This window comes from Mycolicibacterium iranicum (assembly GCF_014190915.1).
In the GTDB taxonomy this organism is placed as follows: domain Bacteria; phylum Actinomycetota; class Actinomycetes; order Mycobacteriales; family Mycobacteriaceae; genus Mycobacterium; species Mycobacterium iranicum_B.
In genome coordinates this window covers 64,508-71,661 of the sequence record NZ_JACHVU010000018.1, presented here as the reverse complement: position 1 = coordinate 71,661, position 7,154 = coordinate 64,508, and the positions used below count along the sequence as shown (strand labels likewise).

Genomic DNA, 7,154 nt, shown 5'->3' with positions numbered 1-7,154 from the left:
ACACGGCGCCGGGCATCACGGTCGCTGCAGCGCAGCGCGGTGGTCAACACCCGTTTCCACGACGACTCGCCGAGGCGATGCGGTTCGGTCTCGGCACGCAGCCGCGCCAGGATCTGATGTTCCAGCGCCGGCACGCTGCGCAGCACCGTCGTCAGCTCGGCCAGCAGCCCGACCAGCTCCCGATGCGACAGCTCCTCACACGCCTTGCCCAACACCGCCAGCTGCTCACCGATCACAGCGACCGCCTCCGACACCAACTCCATACATCGAACACTAGTTCGAACCACCGACAAGCCATCTGTGCTGCAATGGTCGAGATGTCCGATCTGCGAATCCAGCTCGACGGCGCCACCCTCGCGCCGCCCACAGACGCCCGGATCGGCGCGCTGGCGCACAGCGCATCGCGGCCGGATGCCGTCCTCCCCCAGTCCGAGGCCCACTACGTGAAGTGGATTCTCGGCCGCACCCCGCCGGAGATCGAACGGCAACGCGCAGAACGCATCCGATCCAATCGCGACCTCCGCCGCGGACCCGGCTGGACGCTTGACCTGGCGGTGTTCGTTCACGGCACACCCGTCGGCCTCCAAAGCCTCTCCGGCTTGGCGCAGTGGCCGCAGCAACGGATCGTCGGCACCACATCGTGGCTCCTCGCCGAGCATCAGCGGCACGGTTTGGGAACCCGATGCCGCGCCGCGGTCCTCGAGCTGGCCTTCGCACACCTGAACGCTGACGCCGCGAGATCCTGGGCCCTGCAAGAGAATAACGCCAGCAACGCGGTGTCCGACAAACTCGGCTACCGTCAGATCGAGCGGCACACGCTCGTCGAGGACGGACGCCGATTTGAGGAACTGGTCTGGGAAGTGCGCCGCGACGACTGGCTCGGCTCGCCTGTCCGTCGCAGTCTCGCCCTCGTCGTCGAGAACGCCGACCGCCTCGTCACTCTGCTCGGCGAGCCCGGAACGCCTTCACATCCGGCTTGATCCCCTTGAGCCGCTTCGGTCCCGCGAACGACCAGGTGAAGCGCCCGTCGTCACCGATCGCCTCGTGCGCCGACTCGGCAACCAGCACCGTTCCCGGCCTGGCCGCGCCGGTCACTCGTGCCGCGAGGTTGACGGGGCTGCCGAACCAGTCCCCCGCTCTGCTGACCGCCATTCCCGTGGCAATGCCGGCGCGCAGCCGAGGGAAGTCGTCGTCGCCCTCGGTCTCCTCGATGAGGCGCAGGATGGTGTCGAGCAGCGGCGCCGGCTCCGGGCTGACCAGCATCACCTCGTCACCGATCGTCTTGATGAAACGCACTGGGGCCACGGCCAGTTCGCGGGTGAGGTCAGCGAGCCGCTGAGAGAGTTGCTCCAGCTCCTCGGGCGGCAACGCCTCACCCAACCGGGTGAACCCGACGAGGTCGGCGAAACCGATCGTCACGAGACGGGCACCCGGCAGGTGCTGGCCTTCGGCCCGCTCGGTCGCGTTGACCGCCTCGGTCTCGATCGCGTGCCGCAGCTGCATCAGGAGGACCTCCTGAATCATCGGACCGAGCAGCGGCGCCAGGCTTCCGACCAAGGTCTCGGATGCCTGGGCGATCTCCAATTCGGTTGCGCCCGGCCGCATCACAGCGGCCAGTGCGGCGTAGCGCATCGCCTCGGCGGCACGCGAAAGCCCATCGCCGAGCAGCCGGGTGATCTGCACGAGTTCGTCGGGATCGATACCGGCGTCGAGGAAGTCGCGGGTGAACTTGGCCGCCTCGGCGTCGGCGCGCAGAAACACCTCGGCATCCGGATCCTCGACCCGGGGCAGACCCATAGCCCGCTGGATACGCTCGAAGAGTTCGAGCTCCACCCCTGCCGTCGCCGCGGCCTGTCGCGCGGACACGTACGTGCCGTCGTCGCCGATGACGCGGCGCGAGGCGAGCAGCATCGGCGCCGGGTTGTTGCGGAGCTGATCGACCGCAACGCCCCGCTCGAGCAACCAGCGGATGAGGTCGGCGCGTTCGGTGCGCGCCGAGCCCTCGAGCCCGTCGAGCAGCCCGGATGTCTCCAGATCAAGGTCATCGGCCACGTGCCCAACGTATACGGTCGAATCCATGTCCCCGCCGGCGTCGCCCCTCGTGCAGAGCTTCCCGCCGCTGTCCACCCCCGACGCCCGGATCCTGATCCTCGGCAACATGCCGGGCGTCGCGTCGCTGCAGGCCCAGAAGTACTACGCCTATGCCCACAACGCGTTCTGGCGCATCACCGCAGAACTCTTCGGCTTCGATGCCGAGATGGCATACGACGACCGCGTCGCCGCACTGACCGGGGCCGGCGTTGCGGTGTGGGACGTCCTGAAGGCCTGCCGCAGAGCCGGCAGTCTCGACTCGGCAGTGGAGCCGAACAGCATGGTCGCCAACGACTTTGCGGGCTTCTACGCATCGCACCCGGCGATCACGCACGTGTACTTCAACGGCGCCGCCGCCGAGAAGAACTACCGCCGCCTGGTCACCGTCACGCCGGAACTGCACTATACCCGGCTACCGTCGACCAGCCCGGCTCAGACCATGCGCTACGACGCCAAGCTGGCCGCCTGGCGGCAGATCACCTCCGCTGCCCGTACGTAGCCGCGTACTCCCCCGGGGTCGTGCCGAGGAGGGCCCGGAAATCGTTGATGAAATGCGCCTGGTCGTACCACCCCAACCGCACGGCCAGATCCGCGAAGTCCACGGCCGGGTCGGTCTCGATCTCCAGCGCCGCGTTCTGCAGGCGATAGCGGCACAGCACCCATTTCGCCGGGACACCGACATAGCGGCGGAACAGCCGTTGCGTCGTCCGCACACTCCACGGCGAGCGATCCATCACCTGGTCGACCCGCTGTACGGAGGTGTCGTCCCGGATCCAATCGACCAGGCCGGCCAGCGCCGGGTACGTGTCGTCCTGGCCACCACCGCCACCGCCACCGATGAGCCGATCCAAGTGCTCCGCCGCTGAGGCGACATCGTCGTCGAGACGCACCGGACCTCCGAACAGAGCGTCGTCCACCGGCTGCACGCGCCCGGTCATCGCCGACGCGTCACGCCCGAAGCGGGCCGTGAACCCGCCGGGCCGAAACCTGGCCCCCACGACCCACCCGCGGTCGCTGATGGTCGTCCGGAACACCCGTTCGACCACACCGTGGACCAGGGTGTTGGGCAGCGGGAATCCGTGGCGTGCGCCATCAGAACCCCACTCGTGCGTGAGGTGCATGCACGGGAACGTGATCACCGCACTGTTGAACGGCGCCTGGCCGCGCAGGTCCCACGTCACCGACCAGAAGTGCTCGACATGACGACCCACGTCGGGGCTGGGCGCCCACCGCTGCAGATCGAACACCGACGAGCTCGCCGGGCGACCCACCACGCCGCGCAGCGGCGCGCCGGCTGTCGCATTTCTCCAAGCACCCACACCCACGAGGCTACGAAACTCGACGGCATGACCGTCAACCCCATTCCCCGCGGCTACACCAGCCTGACCCCGTTCCTGTGCGTCGACGGAGCGTCTGACGCCCTCGCCTTCTACACCGGGGTGTTCGGGGCGACCGTGGTGGAGAAGATGGACGGGCCGGACGGCACCGTCGCGCACGCCGAGCTCGACTTCGGCTGCGGCCGAATGCAACTCGGAGACCCTGCCGACGGGTACGGGATCGCCGCGCCGGACGCCGCCTCCGACGTCGTGACCTTCTCGCTCGCGCTGTACTGCGCCGACGTCGACGGTGTCGTGGCCCGCGCCGAGCAGGCCGGCGCGACGGTGCGTGAGGCGCCGCAGGATTTCGCCACCGGTGACCGGTTCTCCTCGATCCGCGATCCGTTCGGCGTCCGGTGGACGGTGATGACGCGGGTCGAGGACCTCACCGCAGACGAACGCGACCGCCGATTGGCCGAGTGGGCGGCACAGAACGTCTAGAGGCTAGCCTTCGGGCATGTCCTGCGTGTTCTGCGCCATCGTCGCCGGCGACGCCCCCGCCATCCGCATCTACGAGGACGACGGCTATCTCGCCATCCTCGACATCAGGCCGTTCACCCGAGGCCATACCCTGGTGATCCCGAAGGTCCACACCGTCGACCTGACCGACACGCCGCCGGACACGCTGGGACAGATGGCGGCCATCGGTCAGCGCATCGCGAAGGCCGCCCGCGTGTCCGGGCTGCACGCCGACGGCAACAACATCGCGGTCAACGACGGCAAGGCCGCGTTCCAGACGGTCTTCCACATCCACCTGCACGTGGTCCCCCGCCGCGACGGCGACAAGCTGTCGTTCGCGAAGGGGATGCTGATGCGGCGTGACGCCGATCGGGAGGAGACGGGGCGGCTGCTGCGGGAGGCACTGGCGCAACTCGACGCGGCCGAGAAGGATTGACCGCATGAACCTCGGTCTCTGGTTGGAACGCAACGTCGGTTGGCGGCTGTTGATGACGCACGACGCCATCTACAAGCGCACGAACGGACGCATCGGGCACAAGATCCCGCTGCCGGGGACTCCGCCCAGCCTGCTGTTGCACACCGTCGGCGCCAAGACGGGGCAGCAGCGGACCAACACGCTGTCGTACTTTCCGGACGGAGGGAACTACTACGTCGTCGCGTCCAAGGGCGGCGACCCGAAGGCGCCGGGGTGGTACCACAACCTGAAGGCCGACCCCGACGTCGAGATCAATGTAGGGCCACGGCGTTTCGCGGTCACCGCGACACCGGTGACGGCCGATGACCCGGACTATCCGCGGTTGTGGAAGATCGTCAACGAGGGAAACTCGAACCGGTACAACAACTATCAGAAGCGGACGTCGCGCAAGATCCCGCTCGTGAAGCTGACCCCGAAGAGCTAGAAGATCTCCTTGGCCAGGAGTTCCAGGGTGGCCTCGCGCGCCGGTGCGGTGGCGGGGTCGACGCCGCGGTAGGCCGAGGCCACCGGGTTGACCATCACCTCGTCGACGCCGAACTTCTCGGCGAGGGCCATCAGCTGGTCTGCCGCCTCGGCCGGACCCCCGGCGACAGCCTGGTGCAGACCGCCGTCGATGACCGCCCGGGCGCGCGGGCCCAGGTCCAACGCCTCGGCATCCTCCACGAGATCCAGTGGCGTCAACGGTTGGCCGGTGCGCAGCCTCGCCATCATCTGCAGGTTCGGCAGAACCAGACGCAGTGCCTCGTCGTGGGTTTCGGCCACCACCGCGTTCACCGTCAGGAACGTCACGGGTTCGGGCGTCAGGGCGCTGGGCTGGAAGTTGTCGCGGTAGAGCTGCAGCGCCTCGAGGGTGCCCTGCCCGGCGAAGTGATGGGCGAACACATAGGGCAGCCCCTTGGCGGCAGCGAGCCGCGCGGAGTACATCGACGAGCCCAGCAACCACAGCGTGGGTTCGGTGACGGCCGCGGGTGTGGCGCGCAGGATGTAGTTGTCCCGCATCAGGTCGCGCGGCAGCGGCACCCGCACGCCCTTGCTGCTCATCAGCGCCATGACGTCGTCGAGGTATTCGGGGAAGGCCTCGATGTCGCGGTCGTCTCGGCCCGCGGCCCCGCGCAGCGCCATGGACGTGACAGGGTCGGAACCGGGCGCCCGCCCGATGCCGAGGTCGATGCGTCCGGGATGGGCGGCCTCCAGCAGCGCGAACTGCTCGGCGACGGCGAGCGGCGCGTGGTTGGGCAGCATGACGCCGCCGGAACCGAGCCGCACGGCCGACGTGTGGGCGGCGAGGTGGGCGATCAGCACTGGTGGGCTGGTTGCGGCGACCGCCGGCATGTTGTGGTGCTCAGCCACCCAGTAGCGGGTGTAGCCGAGCCGGTCGGCGGCCTGGGCCAGCAGCGTCGTGGCGGCGATCGCATCGGAGGTGCTCTGGTCGGAGCGCACAGGGACGAGGTCGAGGACAGAAAGACGCATTACCGGATCAACGCCCCGGACCGGCGATACGTTCCCCCGTCACGGCCCCATTTCGGTGGCTTTCAGGGCGATGTCGCCAGGATCGTGCGGATCGGGCCCAGCGCGCGCTCCACGCTGACGCTGCTCAGCAGCGCCTCACGGGCCGACGCGAGCAGGCGACTGCGGCGGAACATCAGCCGGGCAAGTTGCCGCGAATTCCGTTGGGCAGCCGCGACGCGCGGCCGCTGGGATCGTTCGAACCGGTCCAGCGCGGTACCGATGTCGTCACCGCCGCACAGCGCGCGGCTGAGCACCCAGGCCGACTCCATCGCCATGCCGGCTCCGATACCGGCGGTCGGCAGGAAGCCGGCGGCGGCATCGCCGAGCAGCACCGTGCGGCCCAGAGTCCAGTCGCGGGCCCGGACGTCGGTGAGCGGCCAGTAGTACGGGTCATCGGCTGCGGCCACGGCGGCCATGGCGCGCTCGATGCGGTCGGTCGGTGTCGTGACCCGCCGGCGCATCGCCTCGAAGAACGCTGCGGGGCCGGCGGCGGTGTCGGTGCGGGGCCCGCCGAGGAAGACTCCCAGCTTGCCCGCGACGGGATAAGTCGCTGCGAAACAACCTGCGCCCCAGAGCTCTTCGCCGAGATCTTCTTCGTCGTCGGGATCGGCCCACGCGATCCAGCCACCCCATCCGGTGTCGACGCGTCGGACGCGGTGACCGAGCAGTTCGCGGGTGTGGGAATTCATACCTTCAGCGACGATCACGACGTCGAAATCCAGTTCCTCGCCGTCCCCGTGTCCGGCGACACCGACCCGGACGGCGTCGCGGCGTTGCGTGACGGTGCTGACCGCAGCGCCCATCGTGATGTCGGAGCCGCCTCCGGCCAGCACCTCCACCAGGCTTCCTCGGTCGATTCCGCGGTACTCGCCGAACGTGCCAACGACAGTGCCGATCGGGTCCTCACGGAGCCGCCGGCCGGTGTGTCCGTCCACGGCGTAGCGCGTGATCGGCGTACTTCTGCGCCGGTACTCGTCGCGGACACCGAGGCCGTCGATGGCGGGGTCGGCCATCGGCAGCAGCGCCAGCATGTATCCCGCCGACACGGTCGTCGCACGCTCGATGAGCACGGCGTGCAAGCCCGCGCGGCGCAGCAGTTGCGCGACCGTGAGGCCTGCAATTCCCGAACCACACACCAGCACTCGTAGGCTGCAGTCAGAGGCTTTCTCGTACTGCTGGGCGATGCTCGTGCGACGGAACACGCCGCCACATTACCATTGTGTGGACCGGCCGGTCCACACAAT

At 68.8% G+C, this 7,154-nt stretch carries 9 protein-coding genes and 1 pseudogene; 5 read left to right on the top strand and 5 right to left on the bottom strand.

Features of this window, described 5'->3' with window-relative positions:
- Nucleotides 1-263: pseudogene (locus FHR72_RS24950) on the bottom strand (HNH endonuclease signature motif containing protein); the annotation flags it as partial.
- Nucleotides 264-317: 54 nt separating this feature from the next.
- Between FHR72_RS24950 and FHR72_RS24945 the strand changes: the two are divergent.
- Nucleotides 318-980 carry a GNAT family N-acetyltransferase gene (locus FHR72_RS24945; protein WP_183473789.1) on the top strand — a complete coding sequence of 221 codons (663 nt, stop codon included), beginning with the start codon at nt 318-320 and terminating at the stop codon, nt 978-980.
- Here FHR72_RS24945 and FHR72_RS24940 read toward each other — a convergent pair.
- Complete coding sequence (locus FHR72_RS24940; RefSeq protein ID WP_311736251.1) at nt 937-2,052, bottom strand: adenylate/guanylate cyclase domain-containing protein; 1,116 nt, start codon at nt 2,050-2,052, stop codon at nt 937-939. The genes FHR72_RS24945 and FHR72_RS24940 overlap by 44 nt on opposite strands.
- A 25-nt stretch (nt 2,053-2,077) precedes the next feature.
- Between FHR72_RS24940 and FHR72_RS24935 the strand changes: the two genes are divergently transcribed.
- Nucleotides 2,078-2,590 carry a DNA-deoxyinosine glycosylase gene (locus FHR72_RS24935; RefSeq protein ID WP_183473785.1) on the top strand — a complete coding sequence of 171 codons (513 nt, stop codon included), beginning with the start codon at nt 2,078-2,080 and terminating at the stop codon, nt 2,588-2,590.
- On the opposite strand, the gene FHR72_RS24930 is transcribed toward FHR72_RS24935, so the two are convergent.
- The gene (locus tag FHR72_RS24930) at nt 2,568-3,410 is read right to left on the bottom strand and encodes an AraC family transcriptional regulator (RefSeq protein WP_183473783.1); all 843 of its coding nucleotides are present in this window, start codon (nt 3,408-3,410) and stop codon (nt 2,568-2,570) included. The genes FHR72_RS24935 and FHR72_RS24930 overlap by 23 nt on opposite strands.
- Nucleotides 3,411-3,437: 27 nt before the next feature.
- Here FHR72_RS24930 and FHR72_RS24925 point away from each other — a divergent pair, with 27 nt between their 5' ends.
- From FHR72_RS24925 to FHR72_RS24915, 3 genes are read left to right on the top strand one after another with little or no spacing between them, the layout of a single operon-like run.
- Entirely contained in the window at nt 3,438-3,908 is a 471-nt protein-coding gene (locus FHR72_RS24925; RefSeq protein ID WP_183473780.1) for a VOC family protein, read from the top strand.
- A gap of 16 nt (nt 3,909-3,924) precedes the next feature.
- Nucleotides 3,925-4,362, top strand: coding sequence for an HIT family protein (locus FHR72_RS24920; protein WP_183473778.1), 438 nt, complete (start codon nt 3,925-3,927; stop codon nt 4,360-4,362).
- A gap of 4 nt (nt 4,363-4,366) precedes the next feature.
- Nucleotides 4,367-4,825, top strand: a complete 459-nt coding sequence (locus FHR72_RS24915; RefSeq protein WP_183473775.1) for a nitroreductase family deazaflavin-dependent oxidoreductase — start codon at nt 4,367-4,369, stop codon at nt 4,823-4,825.
- On the opposite strand, the gene FHR72_RS24910 is transcribed toward FHR72_RS24915, so the two are convergent.
- The gene (locus tag FHR72_RS24910; protein WP_183473772.1) at nt 4,822-5,871 is read right to left on the bottom strand and encodes an LLM class flavin-dependent oxidoreductase; all 1,050 of its coding nucleotides are present in this window, start codon (nt 5,869-5,871) and stop codon (nt 4,822-4,824) included. The genes FHR72_RS24915 and FHR72_RS24910 overlap by 4 nt on opposite strands.
- Nucleotides 5,872-5,933: 62 nt before the next feature.
- Nucleotides 5,934-7,112 carry an FAD-dependent oxidoreductase gene (locus FHR72_RS24905; protein WP_183473769.1) on the bottom strand — a complete coding sequence of 393 codons (1,179 nt, stop codon included), beginning with the start codon at nt 7,110-7,112 and terminating at the stop codon, nt 5,934-5,936.
- Nucleotides 7,113-7,154: the final 42 nt, after the last annotated feature.